At 33.5% G+C, this 19,317-nt stretch carries 15 protein-coding genes and 1 tRNA gene; 3 read left to right on the forward strand and 13 right to left on the reverse strand.

The features are described from left to right. Window positions 1-13 precede the first annotated feature (13 nt). A complete protein-coding gene (locus Q0783_RS01200) occupies window positions 14-2,239 on the reverse strand; it encodes a S9 family peptidase (RefSeq protein WP_298892620.1) in 2,226 nt (741 codons plus the stop codon). A gap of 177 nt (window positions 2,240-2,416) precedes the next feature. On the opposite strand from Q0783_RS01200, the gene Q0783_RS01205 reads away from it, so the two are divergent. Both Q0783_RS01205 and Q0783_RS01210 read left to right on the forward strand, forming a co-directional pair. Beyond that, window positions 2,417-3,733 (forward strand): hydroxymethylglutaryl-CoA reductase, degradative, encoded by a 1,317-nt coding sequence (locus tag Q0783_RS01205; RefSeq protein ID WP_298892622.1) that lies wholly within the window; start codon window positions 2,417-2,419, stop codon window positions 3,731-3,733. Between the two features lies 1 nt (window position 3,734). After that, window positions 3,735-4,649 carry a GYDIA family GHMP kinase gene (locus Q0783_RS01210; RefSeq protein ID WP_298892624.1) on the forward strand — a complete coding sequence of 305 codons (915 nt, stop codon included), beginning with the start codon at window positions 3,735-3,737 and terminating at the stop codon, window positions 4,647-4,649. Window positions 4,650-4,697: 48 nt separating this feature from the next. Here Q0783_RS01210 and Q0783_RS01215 read toward each other — a convergent pair whose 3' ends face one another. The 7 genes from Q0783_RS01215 to Q0783_RS01245 all read right to left on the reverse strand — a co-directional run bounded on the left by Q0783_RS01215 (window position 4,698) and on the right by Q0783_RS01245 (window position 12,625). Continuing rightward, window positions 4,698-6,860, reverse strand: coding sequence for a SurA N-terminal domain-containing protein (locus Q0783_RS01215; RefSeq protein WP_298892626.1), 2,163 nt, complete (start codon window positions 6,858-6,860; stop codon window positions 4,698-4,700). A 204-nt stretch (window positions 6,861-7,064) separates the two neighbouring features. After that, window positions 7,065-8,354 (reverse strand): hemolysin family protein, encoded by a 1,290-nt coding sequence (locus tag Q0783_RS01220; protein ID WP_298892628.1) that lies wholly within the window; start codon window positions 8,352-8,354, stop codon window positions 7,065-7,067. Between the two features lie 2 nt (window positions 8,355-8,356). Beyond that, window positions 8,357-8,548, reverse strand: coding sequence for a hypothetical protein (locus Q0783_RS01225; protein WP_298754811.1), 192 nt, complete (start codon window positions 8,546-8,548; stop codon window positions 8,357-8,359). A 74-nt stretch (window positions 8,549-8,622) separates the two neighbouring features. After that, window positions 8,623-9,192, reverse strand: coding sequence for an LPS export ABC transporter periplasmic protein LptC (lptC, locus tag Q0783_RS01230; protein WP_298754809.1), 570 nt, complete (start codon window positions 9,190-9,192; stop codon window positions 8,623-8,625). Then, complete coding sequence (locus Q0783_RS01235; protein ID WP_298892630.1) at window positions 9,193-10,575, reverse strand: hypothetical protein; 1,383 nt, start codon at window positions 10,573-10,575, stop codon at window positions 9,193-9,195. A 17-nt stretch (window positions 10,576-10,592) separates the two neighbouring features. After that, window positions 10,593-11,897: a hypothetical protein gene (locus Q0783_RS01240; RefSeq protein WP_298892632.1), complete on the reverse strand. Its 1,305-nt coding sequence runs from the start codon at window positions 11,895-11,897 to the stop codon at window positions 10,593-10,595. Next, on the reverse strand, window positions 11,897-12,625 hold the full coding sequence (locus tag Q0783_RS01245; protein ID WP_298892634.1) for a type III pantothenate kinase: 729 nt from the start codon (window positions 12,623-12,625) through the stop codon (window positions 11,897-11,899). Before Q0783_RS01245 ends, Q0783_RS01240 begins: the two co-directional genes overlap by 1 nt. Window positions 12,626-12,816: 191 nt before the next feature. On the opposite strand from Q0783_RS01245, the gene Q0783_RS01250 reads away from it, so the two are divergent. Continuing rightward, a tRNA-Phe gene (locus Q0783_RS01250) sits at window positions 12,817-12,892 on the forward strand. A 110-nt stretch (window positions 12,893-13,002) separates the two neighbouring features. On the opposite strand, the gene Q0783_RS01255 is transcribed toward Q0783_RS01250, so the two are convergent. From Q0783_RS01255 to Q0783_RS01275, 5 genes are all read right to left on the reverse strand, one after another. Then, a complete protein-coding gene (locus Q0783_RS01255) occupies window positions 13,003-13,740 on the reverse strand; it encodes a helix-turn-helix transcriptional regulator (RefSeq protein ID WP_298892635.1) in 738 nt (245 codons plus the stop codon). 306 nt (window positions 13,741-14,046) lie between these two features. After that, window positions 14,047-15,399: an ATP-binding protein gene (locus Q0783_RS01260; RefSeq protein WP_298892638.1), complete on the reverse strand. Its 1,353-nt coding sequence runs from the start codon at window positions 15,397-15,399 to the stop codon at window positions 14,047-14,049. 75 nt (window positions 15,400-15,474) lie between these two features. Beyond that, window positions 15,475-17,052: a DUF4157 domain-containing protein gene (locus tag Q0783_RS01265; protein WP_298892641.1), complete on the reverse strand. Its 1,578-nt coding sequence runs from the start codon at window positions 17,050-17,052 to the stop codon at window positions 15,475-15,477. Between the two features lie 14 nt (window positions 17,053-17,066). After that, entirely contained in the window at window positions 17,067-17,828 is a 762-nt protein-coding gene (locus tag Q0783_RS01270) for a ParA family protein (protein WP_298892643.1), read from the reverse strand. Window positions 17,829-17,839: 11 nt separating this feature from the next. Next, window positions 17,840-19,252, reverse strand: a complete 1,413-nt coding sequence (locus Q0783_RS01275) for a vanadium-dependent haloperoxidase (protein ID WP_298892645.1) — start codon at window positions 19,250-19,252, stop codon at window positions 17,840-17,842. Window positions 19,253-19,317 lie beyond the last annotated feature (65 nt).

Raw genomic sequence — 19,317 nt, forward strand, 5'->3', positions numbered from 1 at the left:
ATTAGTTAGTATATTATCCTTTGATCTTCACTTGTTCTTCTTTTGATTCTTCAGGCATTTCTCGATTCTTACCTAAAGTATCATGAATAAAGTTTGTCATTTTTTTATATAAGTGCAATCTTGTGTTTCCGCCATAAATTCCATGGTTTTTGTCTGGGTAGATCATCCATTCAAATTGTTTATCTGCTTGAATAAGTGCTTCTACCATTCGCATTGTATTTTGAACATGCACATTATCATCTCCTGTTCCGTGAATTAACAAAAAGTCACCTTTGAGTTTATCCACATGGTTAATTGGAGAGTTTTCATCATAACCTGAAGGGTTTTCCTGAGGCGTTGTCATATAACGCTCAGTATATATTGTATCATAAAATCTCCAACTTGTTACTGGTGCTACAGCAATGGCCATAGAAAACGTATCATTACCTTTAAATAAAGCGTTACTACTCATAAAGCCACCATAACTCCATCCCCAAATTCCAATATTATTTTCATCAATGTAAGGCAATTTTGCTAACTGCTTAGCAGCAGCAATTTGATCTTCTACTTCATATTTACCCAATTCATTTTGAGTTACTTTTTTGAAATCGGAACCTTTAAAACCTGTACCTCTACCATCAACACAAGCAACAATATAACCTTGCTGAGCTAAATGCTGATACCAATAATCGTTAGTTCCATTCCATCGATTAGCAACTTGCTGTGATCCTGGACCAGAATACTGATACATAAACAATGGATAGGTTTTGTTCTCATCAAAATTTGCAGGCTTGATCATCCACATGTTTAAATCGTTACCATTAATGTTAATAGTACTAAACTCCTTTTGCGATGTTTTATAGTTAGATAATTTTTGTGCGAGCTTATCATTATCCTTGATGCTCTTAACCAAATCTCCCGTTTTAGAATTATTTAGGGTGTATTCTGGTGGGTTTGTAGCGCTAGAGTATGAATTAATGAAGTATGTAAAATCTGCACTAAATGATGCAGCGTTTGTACCTGTGCTCTTAGTCAAACGTTTTTTCTTCTTAGCATTGAGACCAATAGAATAGACACTACGGTTGATTGAACCATCCTCTGTAGATTGATAGTAAATTCGTTTTGATTTCTCATTATAACCATAATAGTTGGTCACCTCCCAGTTTCCTGATGTCAATTGATTGATCAAGGTTCCTTTGTTATCGTAATGGTAAATGTGATTAAATCCATCTTTTTCACTCGTCCAAATAAAACTATTATCCTTTAAAAAAGTAAGATTGAATGTGACATCAATATAAGCCTTATCTGTTTCGGCTAATACTAAATCGCCTTCACCACTATTAGAATTAATCATCCATAGATCCAGTTCGTTTTGATGTCTGTTCATATACTGAGCACTCAATATATTAGCATCATTGGTCCATTTTAATCTTGGAATATAAAAATCTGAATACTGTTTTTTTGGTTTAAATTCTTTAATCGTTTTCTGATTGACATCATAGATATGTAATGACACATTAGAGTTTGTTTCACCTGCTTTAGGGTATTTAAAGACTTGCTGTGTTTGATACAACTGCTGTCCATAAACATCCATTGAAAACTCTGGAACATTGGTTTCATCAAACCTAATAAATGCAATTTTATCTCCAGATGCATTCCACTCAAAAGCTCTTACAAAACTAAATTCCTCTTCATATACCCAATCTGTAATTCCATTTATAATTTTATTTTTCTCACCGTCGTAGGTAAATTGTTGTGTTTTACCCGTTTTCAAATCTTTGATGTAAAGATTGTTATCCAATCCATATGCTATTTTTGAAGCATCAGGTGAAAACGTAGGCTCTTGTATTTTTTCTTCGGAAACTAGATCAACTGTATTAGATGTCACATCATAAACATAATAATGACCTAAAGTAGACCTTCTAAAAATCGACTCAACATCAGTAGCCAATAATACTTTTGATTCATCATCACTAAATGTATAATCGGTAAAGTAAGCAATATCATTAATGTTAGCAGAATTGACTAGGGTTTTAACTTTGCTTAGCGTTTTATAGTCATAAATATCGATTTGAGACGTTCTATTGCCAAAATTTAAAACTGAGTATTGCTGACCATTCTTCATAGAATGCAAAGCATCCATGCGTTCAGTTCTAAAACTTCCGTTCCATATCTCTTCAAGGGTGATTTCTTTATTTTGCGCTGATGTTAAAGCGGTTACAAAAAATAAAAGAAGTGCGACCGATTTGAATATGTTCATAGGGATATTTTTTTGATAAAATAATGTCAAGTTTACTAAAAATAATGCAAAAAACAGTAACTATTGTGTGTTAAATGCGCAATAATATGGTATTGCATCAATAATAATACCAAGAATAGTATCTTTGCTTTTCGTATTGGAGCGCTTTTTACTGGCATCTATTTTAAATATAAACACATGACTAAAACGATTACAGGCTTTTCAAAATTATCGAAATCAGAGAAAATCGATTGGCTTGTCAGTACTTATTTTACCGATTCTAAATCGGCTAAAACACTTTTAAAACAATACTGGAATGCCAATGAAAAGCTACAACAACTTCATGATGAATTTATAGAAAATACGATTACCAACTATTACCTTCCATTAGGTGTTGCACCTAATTTTTTGATAAACAACAAGCTTTACACTATACCAATGGCCATTGAAGAAAGCTCTGTGGTGGCCGCAGCGAGTAAAGCCGCAAAGTTCTGGTATGATCGTGGCGGATTTAAAGCTAAAGTCATATCAACTCAAAAGATTGGTCAAGTTCACTTTATGTATCATGGCGATGTTGCAAAGCTCAATCAGTTTTTTACAAAATTAAAACCAAAACTTATTGAAGACTCAAGATCTATCACCAAGAATATGGAAAAACGTGGTGGAGGGATTTTAGATATAGAACTCAAAAACAAAACAAAGGACATTAAAGGGTACTATCAGCTACATGCTACTTTTGAGACCCTAGATGCCATGGGAGCAAACTTTATCAACTCCTGCCTAGAACAATTCGCAAAAACGTTAAAAAATCAAGCACAATGCTTTGATTTGTTTTCTGCTGTAGAAAAAGACATTGAAGTCATTATGTCTATTCTTTCCAATTATGTGCCAGATTGTTTGGTAAGAGCAGAAGTAAGCTGCAAGGTTGAAGAATTAACAGAGAATCCTAATATCTCGGCCCAAGAGTTTGCTGAAAAATTTGTGCAGGCTGTACATATAGCCGAAGTTGAACCTTTTAGAGCAGTAACACATAATAAAGGCATCATGAATGGCATTGATGCTGTCGTCTTAGCTACTGGAAACGATTTTAGGGCTGTTGAGGCTGGTGTTCACGCTTATGCATCTCGTCATGGTAAGTACAGTAGCTTAACGCATGCTAAAATAGAAAATGGCATATTCACGTTTTGGATAGAAATTCCACTGGCTTTAGGTACTGTTGGCGGATTAACAAAACTGCATCCATTAGTAAAACTTGCGCTAGAACTATTAGGAGAGCCTTCAGCAAAAGAACTCATGCAAATTGTTGCCGTAGCCGGATTAGCTCAAAATTTTGCAGCACTACGTTCGTTAACTACTACAGGCATTCAAGAAGGTCATATGAAGATGCATTTGATGAATATCTTAAATCAGTTTGAAGCTACTTCAGAAGAAAAAGTAAAACTTGTAGAGTACTTTAAAACCAATACTGTGACGCATAGTGCAGTTGTTGAGGAAATTGAAAAACTAAGACACTAAATTGAAAACTTTTTTCAGTCACGGAAAATTATTGCTAACGGGAGAATATGTTGTTCTTGATGGTGCCAACGCCTTGGCTGTACCAACACGATTCGGACAATCACTAACTATCGAAACCAGTCAAAAGCAGACAATTAAATGGACCAGCCTAGATCACCAAGATCATATTTGGTTTGAAACAGAGTTAGAAATTAGAAATGATAAGCTCCAGGACACTACACATAATGACAATCCAATTTCAAGGAGGTTAGTCAGTATACTCGAAGCAGCTAAACATCTTAACCCAAAATTCTTAAAAGACATTTCTGGTTATGAATGTACAACAGCATTGGGATTTCCTAAAGATTGGGGACTTGGCACATCATCTACTTTAATAAACAATATCGCTAATTGGGCTAATGTAGATGCTTATGAATTACTTGAAGCGACCTTTGGCGGAAGTGGTTATGACATTGCATGTGCCAATGCAGAGCAAAGTTTAACCTATCAATTAGGTAATGATAATCGCCATATAAAAATGGTTGATTTCAACCCTTCATTTAAAGAGCATATCTATTTTGTTTACCTTAATAAGAAACAAAACAGTCGTGATGGTATACAAAAATACAGAGCAAATACATCGGATCTATCATCGACCATTTCAAGAATCACAGAGCTCACTCAAACTATGATCATTTGTGATTCACTAACAGTATTTCAACAGCTAATGAATGCGCATGAAGAACTCATTTCAAGAATCATAGAACAGACACCTGTTAAACAACAACTGTTTAAAGATTTTGATGGTAGTATAAAAAGTTTAGGTGCTTGGGGAGGTGATTTTGTGATGGTAGCCTCAAAAGTCAATCCTACAACTTATTTCAAATCGAAGGGATATGATATTATACTTCCTTACACTGAAATGGTCATAAACTAAAAAAGCTTCGCAAATTGCAAAGCTTTTTTTATATCTTGATTGATAATACTAGTAAAATCTAGATCTATTATCTTCTATATCTGCAGTTTCTTTTAATGCATCATACACTTTAGTTTGAGCTGCATTTAATCTAGCAGCACTCAATCTATTAGCAATAGCTTGGTAGTTATCTAATTTAGTAGCCTCATTCGCTTTGGTTACAGTCACCATATAAACACCTCTATTACCATTAATCAATCCTGAAGTATCACCTTCATTTAAACCAAAAGCAACACCTACAACTTCAGGCTCAAGTCCAGCTCCAGAAATCGTTGGGTTTTTCATGTTTACTGCAGCTGCTGTATTAGCTGGTCTATTTTGATTTTTAGCAACGTCGTCTACTGTAGTACCGGTAATTTTTGCACGAATCATCTCCGCTTTTTTCTCTTTTCTAATCTCACTTAAAGCAGATGCAGATGCGTTTTCTGGATCCATTAATCCAGCTTTGCTCTTTTTAGTTAATTGAACAACAGCATATCCACCACCTGGAATTGTAAAACGCTTATAGTCTCCTACTTTAGTCTCAGCATCAAAAGCCCAGCGAACGATAGGTCTTTGTGCTTGCAGTCCTGGTATATTCTCATCTAATATCTTGATATTATTAACTGGCTTAACAACTAGTTTTCGTTCTTCGGCCATTTTTTGAAAATCATCATCTTGGATAGCTATTTCAAATTTAGAAGCATTGGTAAATACTTCATCAATGGTTTCTTCAGAAGGCTCTATTGGTTTAGCAATCGTAGCCACCTTAACAGCTTTAGACGATCCTTTTTGATCTAAGATTTCAATGATATGGAATCCAAACTGTGTTTTTACAACATCAATATCTCCAACATTATTTTGAAATTCAAAATCACTAAATGGTTTTACCATTTGAGTGCTTGGGTGAAAATCATAAACACCACCATTAGCAACACTACCTTGATCTGAAGACAATGCAGTTACTAACTCAGGGAATTTAGAATTATCTGCTTTCACAATAGCTAATACACTATCAGCCGTTTTCTTTGCATCTTCTTCTGATTGCGCATCTATTCCTGCTCTATTTGCTCCAATGAACGGAATTAGAATATGACGAACCTTAGCTGAGTCTGGAACTGTAGTTTCTGCCACCAATCGTGTTAGTTTCATCATTCCATTATCCTTATAAGGACCATATAACCCTCCAACATTTAAATTAAAGATTGTATCGGCAGCTACAGTTGGCAACAATGATTTCTTAATAAATGAATCATTATAACTTTGAGCAGATTCTCCAGTAAGGTTAACATAACCTGCTAAATCTTCCTCTTTAACTTGCGCAAACGGTTGCACTCTAATTGTATCATTAGTTGTATTATCAAACTCTAATTTTCCATTGATAAGTCGATCAAAGTCAGATTTAAGAGTTTCTTCATCTTTCAAGCTTGGTTCTTCTTTAAATTCAACAAAAACGATATCTCTCGAAGCTTCAACTTCAAATTGTTTCTTATTCTCATTGATGTAGGCTTTGATATCGGCTTTAGTTACATCAATTAAACTGTCATTGATAGTTGAGTAAGGTATCTGAACATATTTTAAATCTCTAGTAGAATTCTCCAACATATGATCAACTTCGGCTTCATTTAAAGTAGCACTAACACCAGCTTTAACCATATTATAATACGATCTTTCTTTGGCAATTGTTGCAATTGAATTTTCATTACTAACCCACTCATCATAGTTTAACTGAAAGTTCCCAAGAAGCATTTTTTCTGGGTTAGCTTCTTTCAAGTTAGCAATAAAGGTCGTTAGTTTACTCTCATCAAAAAGACCTGCTTCATTTTGAAATTCTGGGTATGCAGAAAAGTTTTGTTCTAATAAATCTCTCATTTGATCCTCTTCAACAGTTAATCCAAGCTCTTCAAATTGAGTAGTCATCACGGCTCTTCTTACCTGTTGATCGTAAACTCTATTCATTGCTTGAGTATTGGTTGCTGTAGGACCTAATTGTCTACGCATATTCTCAACTCTATTCATAAAGTCAACTCTATTGATGTTTTGTCCGTTAACAGTAGCTACAACATCTTGTGATCCTCCAAATAGGGCATCACTGTTTTTGAATAGATCTGTTAGTACAAATGAAAATAACGCTAGTGCAATGATTAAAATCAAAAACAATGAACGCTGTCTAATTTTATTTAAAACTGCCATTTTAATGTATAATTTATCGAATAATAAGTGGGCGAAAATACCATTTTCTATCTAATTATAAAAGTAGAATTATGTTTTTATTACCGATTTTTAATAGGTTTCATCGATTGTTAGGCAAAGGATGATGATTAAACTCATAAATGAAGAATGCAAAGCATTGAACTTTAATAAGCAATACCTTACAAAATAGTTCGTTTTGCAGATTTAATCGGCTTCAATTATTTGTAGTGAAACAACATCAATTTTAGTAGATGATACTTCTAAGATTTCAAATTTAAAGTTATCAATAATAACTTGATCATTTAACTCTGGAATACCTTCGGTCTCAAAAACTATAAGTCCGCCAAGTGTTTCATAATTTTCATTTTCAGGCAAATTGAGCTTATAGGTCTCATTGATATGATCTACTTCTAATCGTGCAGAGAATCGATAGTGTTGATCATCAATTTTTTCTTCGATCAATTCTACGCTATCGTGCTCATCTTCAATTTCACCAAAAAGTTCTTCAACAATATCCTCGATAGTCATTATACCTGCAGTACCTCCATATTCGTCAATAACAACCGCCATACTTTTTCGTTTCTTGGTTAATATGTTCAATACATCTTTAACCAACATAGTAGCTGGAACATAAACTACTGGTTTAGTTACAGACTTAATAGATTTAGGTTTTTTAAACAGTTCAAATGAATGTACGTACCCTAAAATATCATCAATAGATTCTTTATAAACCAAAATCTTTGACAGTCCCGAATCGATAAATAGTGTACTTATATTTTTAATTGTATCATTAACTTCTACTCCTATTATTTCGGTACGAGGCACCATGACTTCACGTGCTTTTACTTCGGAAAACTCTAATGCATTTTGAAAAATTTGTATTTCACTATCAACCTCGTCATGTTCTTCTACAGATTCCATTTGCTCGCTAATATAGTTCCCTAGCTCTACTTTTGTCATAGCTAGCTGGACATCGTCACCTTCAGTTTTAAAAAAACGTTTTAATATGATATCTGAAATCCAAATGACAAACGACGATAAGAACCAAAACAATAAGTAAAAGAGATATGCTGGAAGCGCAAATATTTTTATAAATCTATTGGCATAAATTTGAAAAAAAACCTTTGGTAAAAATTCGGCAGTAATTAATATAACGATTGTTGAAATAACAGTTTGAGTTAATAAACTAAGATCAACAATTAAGTAATTGATTATTTGATATTGAGAAGGCCACATGGATTGAAACCAACTCATCAAAACATCTCCCATAACAAATCCATAAATCACTAATGCTATATTGTTTCCAATAAGCATTGTAGCAATAAATTTTGATGGTTTTTCGGTAAGTTTGGTTAAAATCCTTGCTAAGAAATCGCCTTGTTTTTTTTCAATTTCTATGTGGATTTTATTTGAAGACACGTAAGCAATCTCCATTCCGGAGAAAAACGCCGAAAGCAATAGCATAACTATAATAATAACAATGCTAAGATCCATACTTAGGAACCGTTTCTATTATCGAACTTTTTTCTAAATTTCTTTCTAAAGAAAAACATAAATATTGCTAGACCAGCAAACACGAATGAGATAATAGACCTGTTACCTTCTTCTCCTAAGTTTTCGAAACCGTCATAAATAAATAAAGCTGCAAAAAAGAGATATACGTATTGAAAAAACTGAAGTATTTTCATGTGTTAATTTCTAATGATTTTTTTTGAATTGTAGTACAAAGATAAAGATGTTTTGCCAACTATGGTGTAATCTATTAATCTTTTAGAACACCTTGTCCTCTACCTTCTAGAATGGTATAGTTGTTAAATTTAGTATCTGCATCAAAGATATCACCTGAACCACTTCTAGATAATGCAGACTTTAATTGCACTGAATGATTACTAAACAACCATTCTCGTTTTTGATCATAATACATTTGATCTGCAAAAAGCGTATCTTTTTGAGGTGTAATTAAAATGACGTTTCCTTGCAGATCTATTAAATCTGTAGCATTATAAACAATTGCATAATCTGCTAAAACGATATTTTTTTTATTGTTTTCGTCAAACAAAGACAAACGCACACCATCTGGAAATTCTGAGAAAGAAAAATCACGATTGGAGTAATCTAACATTCTAGGACTCTCTAGATTAGCAATAACTCGCCCAATTGTGTCTTGAGCTTCGGTATACTTTAAATTGATATTTTTGGCTTCACCAATAGGCTGATTTTGAAGGACACCTATTTGTTGTATTTCTTTTAAATCCTTTTCACATGAAAAAAACATAGTCACAACAATTGCTGTGACTATGAATATATTAGTATGTGAAAATTTCGTTTTCATTTAGAGATTAGGAACAACTACGCTTCCACCAATCCAACAACCAATCTTGATTGTAGTACCTGCACATCCACAAGTGAATATTTCAGATTTTGTTGGCGCATTAGCTCTGTAAGATGTAGCTGCTTGATTTGCGGCTCCCTTTAATCCTGGATCAACTTTACCTGCTTTTAAAGCTTCCTGTGCAGCATACCAGAATACAGCTCTCTTGTTAAAGTTTGTATCACCACAGCTATTAGCACTTTTAGCGTACATTGCTGCAATTTGTAAATGTGGTGTTCCATCAGACGGGTTTAATTTCAATGCTTCTCTGTAGTAAGTTCTGGCTTTACCATAACTACCACGCTTTTTGAAATCGTTAGCAATCTTTTTTGACATTCTTGCCTTTTTGATAGGATCTGTTTGCAAATCATATGATTGCCTAACATAGTCATCAGCCTCTTTAGTTTTTCCTTGCTTACGCAATACAGTAGACACAAAGTATTTTGTTTCTGCTGAAGGATCAACTTCGTCGTATGCCTTTACTAAATCAATATATAACGGATCATCTGTACATTCTTTATTGTACATTTTGCTCACCGCTCTTTTTAACCACGCTGCATCATTTTTATACGTAGGGAAATCCTTTTTGTATAATGGGATTAAGTTTTCACAGTTTGCAAGATCTCCAATATAAGTATCTAAACTTCCAGCAATTTTAGCATTGGCTTCTAAAGATTTTTGGTAAAACCCTTTATACTGCTTTTCTTTTCTTCCTAATGCAGTACCAGCATTTTCCTTTTCAATTAATTTATTTAATGACTTTGCGTACGTATCATTTAAGTTTTCAAGCAACTCATTAACATCATCATACTTATCAAATACCTTTTGAAGTTCAAATTTCTTAGCTTTAAATAAATCTACAGTTTTTGTAAAGTATACATATAGTCCTTTAGTACTTTTAAAGTTCTCTTTGTCCTTAGTATATACTTCATCAAAAGCTTCATAGATTTGCATGTTATCAACACCAAGATCTTTTCTATTTTCATATTTCAATAATGCCTTTTGCTCTAATACTTCTCCTAATGGATACTTGCTAGCAAAATATTCTGCACCTTTATCTAGAAGTAATATATAATCATTAATGAAATCAATTTTCTCTTGCCCACTAGAATTCTTGATTTTATGAGCTAAGATTTTCTCTCCTCTTTTGTATATAGCAATATTAAATTTAGGACACTTGTTTCTTACAGCCATCCATGGCTCATAAGCTTCGTCGTACTTTTTGCTTTTAACGTAGTCGTTAAACAACGTCAAATTTAGCATACACTCTTCGTCTTGTTGCGCAAACCCGAAGTTTGTCGCCATAAACAAAGCCGCTATTATAAGTGTTAATTTCGTTTTCATCTTCCTTTATATTTATGTTAGTTATATTTTCTTTTTTGAAACCATCTATCATTTAATGACAGACTTATATTTATATTGAAAAAGTTTTCTTGTATCAAGTTTTGGTTTGTTGTCCCACGTCGTCCGAACTCAAAACCAAGGTTGGCATTTGAAAATACATTTCCAACTGGTAATCCTACTCCAAAAGACATGCCAAACTCATTTATGGTCTCATTATTAATTTCTAGGCCAGTATTCTCAAAATGAAAGCCAGCCCTGTAGGTAACTCGCTTCCAGTAATTTGAAAACGATGTATAATCTGGGATATAAAAACCTCCAACAGAAATATTTGAGGCGTTTACAAAATTAGCATTTTCTATTGAAACTATTGGATTAGAAAATTCACTTGTATTCTGACGTGTATATTCTGCACCTAAAAACCAGTGTCTAGGTTCTCCAATACCAGCACCAAATGAAAAACGAGATGGCAATGTTAAGTCTGTTTCTGCAAGACCTTGCGATTCCAGATCACCTTCTATTTCATTAAGTACAAACTCTTGACCATTAATTTGATTGATAACTATAGTAGCGAAAGATCGTTCATTCATAGAAGACAGGTCGCTTTTTGGCGAATAAGTCAAGCCTGTTTGAAGTTCAAGTTTTTCATTAAGCATGGTTTTGTAAGTCAAACCAATATTGAAGTTAAGTCCGCTTAAATCTGAACGATTATTTTCTCTTGTTTGATATTGAACAGGATTACCATCTTCGTCATAAGCAAATTGGATAACACTATTTTGAATGTTTCCAAAGTTATAATTCGCATCAATACCAATATTTAACCCATTTGTAATTTGATATCCAAACCCTAAAAACGCTCTATTTACGCCACCTTCACCTCTATATCTATTTTGAAGCACGCCATCATCATTATCTTCAAGCTTGTATCCCACAGATGTATAAGGCACCAATCCAAATCCAAATCCAAATTTACCAACTGGAATTGATAAGGCTAAATAATCAAATGTTGTAGAATTTACTTTTGATTCTCCCGAGTTTGCTTTAAGATTTAAATTAGTATGGCTTGCACCTACCGAAAACTTTACTGGTCTAGTTTCATTATTCCATAGTTTAAGATTGGGACTAACATAAGCTGCCGGATTACGAAGATTAACATGTACACTATCTGTGTAAATGCTCAATCCACCCATACTTCTATTCTCAACCGTTCCTTTAAATTTCAAACTTCCAATTCCGTAGAATGAATATGGAGACGCTGTACCTTCTTGCCCGTACGATTGTAGTGCAAAAAAAGCGATTAAAACTATTACAAGTTTTTTTATCATTATTTCGTATTATATTCTAAAATAAAATTCAAACCTTCCAAAAGAAAATTTGAGTTGGCAAATATGCTATTTTTTAATTGGTTTGACAAGAATTTGGTGTCTCCTCCTGTTAAAATAACTGTTAAATCTGAATATTTTCTAACATATTCATCAATTACACCGTCGATTTCTTTTAAAACACCAAACACAACTCCAGAGTGAATTGAATTTTGTGTAGAATCTCCCAATATATCTTGAGGCATCTCCGTGTCCAATAACGGTAAATTTGCCGTTAAATTATTTAGTGTTCGATATCTCAATCTAATTCCTGGAGAAATAGCACCTCCAAGATATTCATTTTTTGTATTTATAAAATCATAAGTAATACAAGTTCCTGCGTCTATTATAAGTACATTATGGTCTGGAAATTGTTCTACAGAAGCACTCACCAATGCTATACGATCAACGCCTAATGTCTTAGGTGTTGCATATAGATTGGTAAAAGGTAATTTTAGTTTATGGGACAGTTCTAAAACTTGGACTTTATCTTCAAGCGATTTTATAGTTGACGCCTCCAGCTTTCCTACAGACGATACTATAGCTTGATTAATTTGGGGGTGATCGCTAATGACACCTGAGACTATACCCTCAAAATCATTTAGCTCACCAACCACCTTCTCTTTTAGTTCACCTTCCATGTAAACGGCAAACTTGACATAGGTGTTACCAACGTCAATAATTAAATTCATAACTAATATCAAAGTGTTAAAACTACAAAACGAAGATACATTTTGGGGTAGTAATTAACCAAATTATAACATTATTTTGGTTGAAATCAACAATTTGGGGCATGAAACAAATAATATGCTTAATTTTTTATTGTTTCTTTTTGTGAATATTAAAAATGGGTCTATATTTGCACTCGCAATTTTATGCAACTGGTGCCTTAGCTCAGTTGGTAGAGCAAAGGACTGAAAATCCTTGTGTCCCTGGTTCGATTCCTGGAGGCACCACCATCATAAACCCGATTCGTATGAATCGGGTTTTTTGGTTTTAAAAGCTAACAAGTAGGAAGAAAGGTGACTATAGTATAAAAATATGACTTCTTATTTATTTAAGTAGTAACTTACCAAAACTCTATATTTCTTGATGCTTTTTTAATTAATTGAGCAGTATTCTTTACTTTAAATTTTTCTATTAAATTCTTACGATGTGTTATCGCCGTATGATTACTTATATAAAGCATATCGGCTATTTGTTTTGACGAAAAACCATCGGCAACAAGCATTAAAACCTCTTTTTCTCTTGGTGAGATTAAATTCTTTTTTTTATAAAAATCGTTATCATTAATAGCATCTACTTTAAAATAAGTCTCAATTTTTTCCTTCTCAGTAATATCAAAAAAATAATTGACAACTAGAATATGATCATCTATACAATGCCTTAGTAATTCATGTCTTAAGAACGTTTTCTTACCATCTTCATTTATAATATGGTACTTTAACGTATGTGACGTTTTAAGATGAGACATTGAAAAAAAATATTCTATTTCACTTTTTACATACAACACTTCATCTTTACTAACCATATCAAACCAAAACTGCCAACCCTTACTCAAAATTTCACAAGAATTGTGTCCTACAATTTTTTCCAACATCGAATTACAATAAATGAACTTGTCTTTTTTAAGTAAATAAATTGATATGAGTAGATTATCAAGACAATCGCATGCTTTGATTAAACCTGAAATACTGCATCGATCAGATTCATTACCAAAATTGATAAGCTTTGTATGGTTGTCTTTAGGACTCATAAAACAGATAAAACTAAATGTAACATCAAGCTTGTTGTCTTGCTTTATCATGCAAAACAACATTAATTTTTATCTATTAAATTAGTTACTCTTATTTGTAGATTTTAGTGGAGATATAGAATAAAAGTTAGAGAAACTTCCATTCTTGAAAAATGTATCTACAAAACAAAATATCAATATTTGTTCAGGATTGTAAATATACTGATTCACAATAACTTGAACAAATTTTAGAAGAAAAAACAATTAATTAAATACATTCTCTTGATTTTGGCATTTCCACTTCATGTATTTTATACCAAAACATTACCTAATGGAATAATGCTTCTAAAGAATATTTAAGGTTTGTCCCAACATTTGTTAGCGCATAATTTTGCCACTTTTTTGAAATTCACGCTGTATACCATTTAAAATATATTCTTGATAGATCGTTTTCTTATTAGCAGCCAAGGCTCTTAAACAACTATACTGTACTACATTCATTATTTCGGCACCAGATAATTCATAATTTCTAGCGTTTTTTGATAGATTCACATCATTATGCAGACGAACTTTACTCGGAAAAGCTTTTTTCCATAATCGCAAACGTTCGGCACTTTTAGGAAGCGGAAAATGTACAATAGATTGAAACCTCCTTAAAAACGCTTCGTCTATATTATTTTTTAAATTAGAAGCCAAAATAACTAAGCCCTTATAGCCTTCTATTCTCTGAAGTAAATAGGACACTTCTTGATTTGCATATTTATCATGTGCATCTCTAACACTTGTACGTTTACCAAACAACGCATCTGCTTCGTCAAAAAATAAAATATTATCTGTTTTTTCTGCCTTAGACAATAGACTCGCAAGGTTTTTTTCTGTTTCACCTATAAATTTAGAAACAACCATAGAAAGGTCAATTTTGAATACGTCTTTGCCTGTGTGCTTTCCCAGCAAACCTGCTGTTAGTGTTTTTCCTGTTCCTGGCGGTCCATGAAATAACACTCTAAATCCGGGTTTTATTTTTTTATGCATTCCCCAATCATTCAACAATGTATTTCCATGAGTAATCCAAGTTTTTATCTCTTGTATTTGTTTATCAGTCTCAACATCTAACACCAAATCTTCCCATTCCATTTTTGTCTCTATAATCTGAGCTGGAAATTTCATGCTAAATTTAGGTCTGCTCGCTTTACCAAATATAAACAAGTGCGCATATTCTTGAGAGATAATTATCTTCCCACTCATTTTGGGTTCTCCTTCAGGAACCTCCTCTAGCCAAAGGATATGGTTTTTTTCAAAAAAATGACCTGTATTAAATACTTCCTGAATTTCCTTTCTTTTTTTTGAATTGTCTCCCGCTAATAAAAACAATGCAGTATGTCCGGTAGGCAAAAAACCTCTGAAATTTTTGCCTCTTACACCTCCTAATTGTGGAAAATCTCCTGTAGATGCCAATGTATTCTGAATAACCTCATCTAATAAATTACTATTAAAATGCGGACATAATGCAAGTAATAATAAGGTCAATTCTGATTCAGAAAGTGTAGCCTTAAGTATATTCTCTGGCACATGTGAAGACCATGTTTCTATAGCTGGCAAGGCAGGTAACGACATTCCTTCATTACGATCAAAATGCCGCTCCAATCTAAATTGAATCAATCTTTTGAGATAATTAAATTCTGGCGCAATTAACCTATTTATAAACATATTATCTAATTGACTTTCACTCATATCTTTTTATTTTTATGGTAAGTAATCCACCTCAAATGCTTCGTTAGTAGTAACATTACTCTTAACATATTTCTTTTATGGTTTTGTTGATTTACATTTATGGGTTGTTACTCCTTTTGACTTATTATACTCATCTATTGAGATTCCAACACAATGTCCTTTTTTGATTAAGAAAGCATCCAGTTGAGATTTATATTTATTGAGAGCACTAATGTATCTCTCCGCTTCCTCTTCTATTAATGTTTTAGACATTCGTAGTCTCCCATTAAACGTTGGCAAAGGGTTTGTCTCTAAATGACTTAAAATATCTAATACGTGCTGTCCTTCATGGTGAGCTAAACTCGTCGTGTTGTTTATTTTATCTTTCCCAGTAGTACCATATCCATATCCAGAAACTCCTTCTCTATCTCGGATCTGTTTATAATTTGATTGAATAGTTATGGCATAATCAAAATCTATTGACGTTACTTCTTTCGTTTTTGGATGAGTAACCCAATTGATTTTATCAGGGAATGAATATCTAGTAACTCCACCTTGACCGATAGTAGCATCAGATTTATCAGCTAAGACCACTACTTTTAATCCATTTATCATTTTCGTAAATGGAGGGTCTTGAATTTTATAACCTAAAGCAACTTCATGACTTGTATAGCTATCAATAATATTTTGTATGTATAATTTAACTTCAGAGTCACTAACCTTATCTCTATAATGTATAAGGCCATTCCAATTCAAAGCTTCAATTCTACCTTTAATCTCAGGATCACTTAAATCATCTTTAGTAATTCTATAGGTATCAAACGCATAATTAGTTTTATCTTCCAAGTTAGGAGCATGAGGTTTAGGCTGAATGCTATTTTTAGCTTCATCTCTTGTTTTCTCTTTCCCATTTTGTTGCACCACATGTGTCAACTCATGGGCTAATAAATGCTTCCCTTCTGAAGAATCAGGATTATACTTTCCTGAATTAAAATACACATCCTTACCGTGAGTAAAAGCTTGAGCACCTAATTCTTTATTCATATGTATTGCCTCATCATCTGTATGAATATTGACATCACTAAAATCAGTCCCAAAAGAAGCTTCCATTTCGGTTTTTGTCTTTTTAGGCATTCGTCTACCTTGTCCTGATTTCCTTTTAATTTTGTTCGATACCTGATTACTTGCAATTTGGCTATGAGTCGTATTACTCTTGGTTTGCAACTTTCCTTCCTCCTCTTCGCCTTCCTTTTTATTGATCTTACCTTCTTCTTCGTCCAACTTGTTCACCATATCTTCCTCAGGCTCTTCCAATCTTTGAACTTCTGGTTTTTCCTGTATTAGTTTATCTTCCTCTATACGCTGTTCGGCAGTTCCTAACTTCTCATCTTCCTGAGGTGTAGCCAACGATTCTCGCTGAATATTACTAATCTCTTTATTCTGAATATCTGGTTTAGATGAATTATTGACAACAGCATCGGCCATAGTATCAGCTTCTTTTTCATATTTGTCATTTGGTTGCCCTATAGTGAGTTTTGTTTGTACTGTTGCACCCTTATTAAAAAAAGGAGTTTTGCTCTCTTTTGAAAAAAATGGGGTTTCCGATTTTTCTGCTTCTTCGTTATTATGTGGTCTTTTATTTCTATTTCGACGACTTGAGAATATATTTTTCATGATTTCAATTTTAATTACATTTTTAACAAAAACTCTCGAGTTAAATCATTGTAGTCAATTGCTCCATTAGATTTCTTATCATATGTAAAAATATCCATGCCTTTTTCTTGAGCATTTGCAAGGGCAATATTGGTTCGGATATGAGTTTTAAAAACCTTATCGGTTGTAAACTCAAGTTCTAGTTCTCTTTTAACCTCTTGGTTCATTTTTTTTCTATAATCATATTTCATTAAAATAAAACCCAGCAATTTTAATTGACTATTTAATTTATGAACCAGTTCAAAGTGTTTTAAAAAACTTAGTGCTCCCTTTAAGGGTAAAAATTCTGCCAGTAGTGGTATTAAGACAAAGTCACTAGCCACTAAAGCATTAATAGTTAACATTCCCATCGAGGGTGGACAATCAATAAACACATAATCGTATGTTTTTAATTGTTTTATTAATTGAGAAAGTATTTGTTCTCTTCCATAGACACTTGCTAATTCTAATTCAACGCTTGCAAGGTCTAAAGAAGATGGGATAACATTAAGACCAGAAGCACTTACTAATGCATCGGTTAACTTCGTTGTTTCACCAAATGCTTCTTTACGCAAAATAGTATAAACAGAAGTTTCAATTTCATCTGTTATACCTAGAGATTGTGTTAGGTTGGCTTGCGGATCAATGTCTATGATTAAAACTTTTTTATCAAGATTCTTTAATCCAGCGGCTAGGTTAATAGCTGTAGTTGTCTTACCCACACCTCCTTTAAAATTTGCTATTGATATTACTTTCATTTTATGTTAATTTAACCCAGTTCTCCATTAAAATATTCATTGGCTTTATACCATACTTCACATCCCACTTTACTACCAAGTTTTCGTCCTTCTAGGTCTCCATCTATAAAATGTATACCACCATACAACCTTGAAATACCTGCCTGATTAGCAGCATCCTTTAAAGTTGCCCAAGTCAAGGTTATATCTTCACAAGGTGTACAGCTAGGTTCAATTCTAGAGCCGCCTTTTGGTATCACAACAGATTCTCCATAATCTCTACTATTGCAAAAACTATATAGCACTTCGTCGGCTGCAGCACTAAACGTACTATGTCCCGATACATATTCTGCAAATGGCGGAGTTGGTATGTATGGCATCCACTTTTCACCTTCTATCTCTTTGGTACCTTCACAGGGACCTCCCCAAGCTTCTAAGGTTTCTCCTTTGTGCAATAAGTTAATTAGCGATTTCGGTCTCACATAGTCATAATACACTTTACAATCCCAAGCTGCAATAGCTGCATCTAGTAAAGCATTAGACAACACGAAAAACATTTTTACATCATTCGCATTTTTATACTTGTATTTTCTAGACAAATAGCGTGCTTGCCTACAACATTGTTCGGGTGGTGAAGCCCAAGGACCTTTTTCACTATTTGCAGTATCTACAAATTTATCTTCGTGCATGCCTGCCCAAAACTCTGCAATTAACTTTTGCTCATCAGTTAAATTAGCACTGTAATCAATAAGAATCTCTATTTGTTTTTTAAACTCTTTTTCGTCACACGCAGCAGGCGAAGGTGGTCTAAATTGTCCACTCCATTGTAATGCAAATGGTTTAACTACGCCCCAATGTGGTGTTAAAAACTTTTGCGGTTGAAAATCTCTTAATTGTGGTTGCCATCGGTCAATATGCTTTAATGGCTGTGGCACAGGTGGATTAACAGGATGGTAGCCTGTAAAATCAGAAAAATTACCTTTGTGCAACGTGGCATGAGGATTAGAACCGTCTCCCATACGACATTCTAATACTAGTTTTCCGGATAAATTTCCTATACCAACGGCATTGAAAGGTTTTAAACATGTATCATCAGGATCATAATCACATTTACACATAAAATCCCTAAACATATTTTTCTTTTCTGGCGGTAAGTCCAACCAAAAAAGGGCTTGCAATACTGTAAAAGCTGCATGACTATATACCTTAGCTCGGTTTTCGGAAGTGCATTTACTATCGGGTTGTTTTAAACGACTTCCAGTAGTAGTACTTACTTCACATCCGCCATCATTATAATTGGTCCAAGCATCATACATCGCTGTATGCACCATAGCCAAGGCTCGTGCTGCTACAGTAGGCGGTGCTCCAACGTAGTGCAATGCATCACAGGTTAAACGGTTCCATTGATGGGCTTTGCTGGGTTTGTAATTATAGTTTGTACTCATTGTGTATAATTTTTGTTTTTTTGATAATTTTATAAACCTTTATATTCTTTGGTTTTTTTACATTA

The organism is uncultured Psychroserpens sp. (assembly GCF_947500255.1).
Lineage (GTDB): Bacteria > Bacteroidota > Bacteroidia > Flavobacteriales > Flavobacteriaceae > Psychroserpens.

Coding starts and splice junctions, on each gene's coding strand:
- Q0783_RS01220 (WP_298892628.1), bottom strand. CDS start 8,354: ATGGATCTTAGCATTGTTATTATTATAGTTATGCTATTGCTTTCGGCG.
- Q0783_RS01215 (WP_298892626.1), bottom strand. CDS start 6,860: ATGGCAGTTTTAAATAAAATTAGACAGCGTTCATTGTTTTTGATTTTA.
- Q0783_RS01275 (WP_298892645.1), bottom strand. CDS start 19,252: ATGAGTACAAACTATAATTACAAACCCAGCAAAGCCCATCAATGGAAC.
- Q0783_RS01225 (WP_298754811.1), bottom strand. CDS start 8,548: ATGAAAATACTTCAGTTTTTTCAATACGTATATCTCTTTTTTGCAGCT.
- Q0783_RS01260 (WP_298892638.1), bottom strand. CDS start 15,399: ATGAGTGAAAGTCAATTAGATAATATGTTTATAAATAGGTTAATTGCG.
- Q0783_RS01205 (WP_298892622.1), top strand. CDS start 2,417: ATGACTAAAACGATTACAGGCTTTTCAAAATTATCGAAATCAGAGAAA.
- Q0783_RS01235 (WP_298892630.1), bottom strand. CDS start 10,575: ATGAAAACGAAATTAACACTTATAATAGCGGCTTTGTTTATGGCGACA.
- Q0783_RS01255 (WP_298892635.1), bottom strand. CDS start 13,740: ATGATAAAGCAAGACAACAAGCTTGATGTTACATTTAGTTTTATCTGT.
- Q0783_RS01240 (WP_298892632.1), bottom strand. CDS start 11,897: ATGATAAAAAAACTTGTAATAGTTTTAATCGCTTTTTTTGCACTACAA.
- Q0783_RS01245 (WP_298892634.1), bottom strand. CDS start 12,625: ATGAATTTAATTATTGACGTTGGTAACACCTATGTCAAGTTTGCCGTT.
- Q0783_RS01200 (WP_298892620.1), bottom strand. CDS start 2,239: ATGAACATATTCAAATCGGTCGCACTTCTTTTATTTTTTGTAACCGCT.
- Q0783_RS01265 (WP_298892641.1), bottom strand. CDS start 17,052: ATGAAAAATATATTCTCAAGTCGTCGAAATAGAAATAAAAGACCACAT.
- lptC (WP_298754809.1), bottom strand. CDS start 9,192: ATGAAAACGAAATTTTCACATACTAATATATTCATAGTCACAGCAATT.
- Q0783_RS01270 (WP_298892643.1), bottom strand. CDS start 17,828: ATGAAAGTAATATCAATAGCAAATTTTAAAGGAGGTGTGGGTAAGACA.